This is a genomic window from Phytobacter sp. V69 (assembly GCF_965644215.1).
Lineage (GTDB): Bacteria > Pseudomonadota > Gammaproteobacteria > Enterobacterales > Enterobacteriaceae > Phytobacter.
In genome coordinates this window covers 1-1,041 of record NZ_CBFFRL010000450.1, presented here as the reverse complement: position 1 = coordinate 1,041, position 1,041 = coordinate 1, and the positions used below count along the sequence as shown (strand labels likewise).

Annotated in this window: 2 protein-coding genes; both read left to right on the top strand. The window is 42.2% G+C overall.

Annotation, left to right across the window (positions count from 1 at the left end):
- The first annotated feature begins 42 nt into the window (after nucleotides 1-42).
- Nucleotides 43-498, top strand: a complete 456-nt coding sequence (locus ACSZPU_RS25900) for a DUF6387 family protein (RefSeq protein WP_499004481.1) — start codon at nucleotides 43-45, stop codon at nucleotides 496-498.
- A gap of 197 nt (nucleotides 499-695) precedes the next feature.
- Nucleotides 696-908 (top strand): helix-turn-helix transcriptional regulator, encoded by a 213-nt coding sequence (locus tag ACSZPU_RS25895; protein WP_499004479.1) that lies wholly within the window; start codon nucleotides 696-698, stop codon nucleotides 906-908.
- The last annotated feature ends 133 nt before the right edge of the window (nucleotides 909-1,041 follow it).

Here is a 1,041-nt window from a genome sequence, read left to right as displayed (position 1 = left end):
GTCATGATAATAGGGCCTTCTGATTAGAAGGCCCTATTATCAATGATTTTTATCCTCGTGACGACACTATCTAAGTTCCTTACTGACGATGAGGTTATTGAGCATATCAAAAGAATGCTTCCTCAATGGCGAAAGGAGCATACCGTTGGCGAGCCAGCAATTGGTTCGTTTCGGTTCGGATTAAGCACTGTCAAAAAGGTGATCAACCTCAGGGTTATCCCAATGCTGGATCTGATGCTTTGGGCGAAGCCCAATGATGCCAAAATTTCTTATGAGCAGTTTTCCCGTCTCCTCTACCCTAACGACTCTGAGGTCATCAGAGGCGGCTCTCAAATCAAGGATACCGACAAGCCGTTTGCCGAAAAGGTTCTCAAGCGCGAATTTGAGCGACTGTTTAACCTCTGGCTGAGTAAAAACGATTACATGATGGATACCAAGGTAGCCGAAGCGATGAAGATGAACGAAAAAGAAGAGGAAGACGAGAGAAAAGGGAAGTAACTTACTTCCTGCACGTAGGGGACTACCGTCAAGTCTGGTCCCCATTCTTCAAAACCAGCGAAATCCACAAACTCCCATTTTCCCCGAAAATCATTTCTTTCGACTTCCTCATAAAAATCTTGTTTGCCAATCTCTGCATCCTGCGATCTCAATTTTTCCTACTATAGCTCTTGTCGAAACAACAGAGGAAAAGACAAATGAGAAATGACATCGCAGGAAAAACATTAATCCGTATCCCTGAAGTTCTGAGAAGAGTCGGATTTAGTCGAACCACAATGTATGAACTTATCAAAGAAGGACGGTTCCCGGATAAGGTAATCATAGGGGCAAGATGTGTAGCTTTTGTGGAAAGTGAGATTGATGCATGGATTGATAATGCCATTTCAAACTCGCGTGTTAAACCTAAATAATAAAACAAAAAGGATAATGAAATGAATAATCAAAAAACAAAAGATATCAAAGAGTCATCCGCGAATTCAGATAATAAGTGCAACGCTCGGACATGATTGTGGAGAGTGTAGGAGGAAGGGTTAACTACCGATA

Bases quoted from the DNA above. Each gene is read 5' to 3' on its own strand.
- ACSZPU_RS25895 (WP_499004479.1), top strand. From the start codon at position 696: ATGAGAAATGACATCGCAGGAAAAACATTAATCCGTATCCCTGAAGTT.
- ACSZPU_RS25900 (WP_499004481.1), top strand. From the start codon at position 43: ATGATTTTTATCCTCGTGACGACACTATCTAAGTTCCTTACTGACGAT.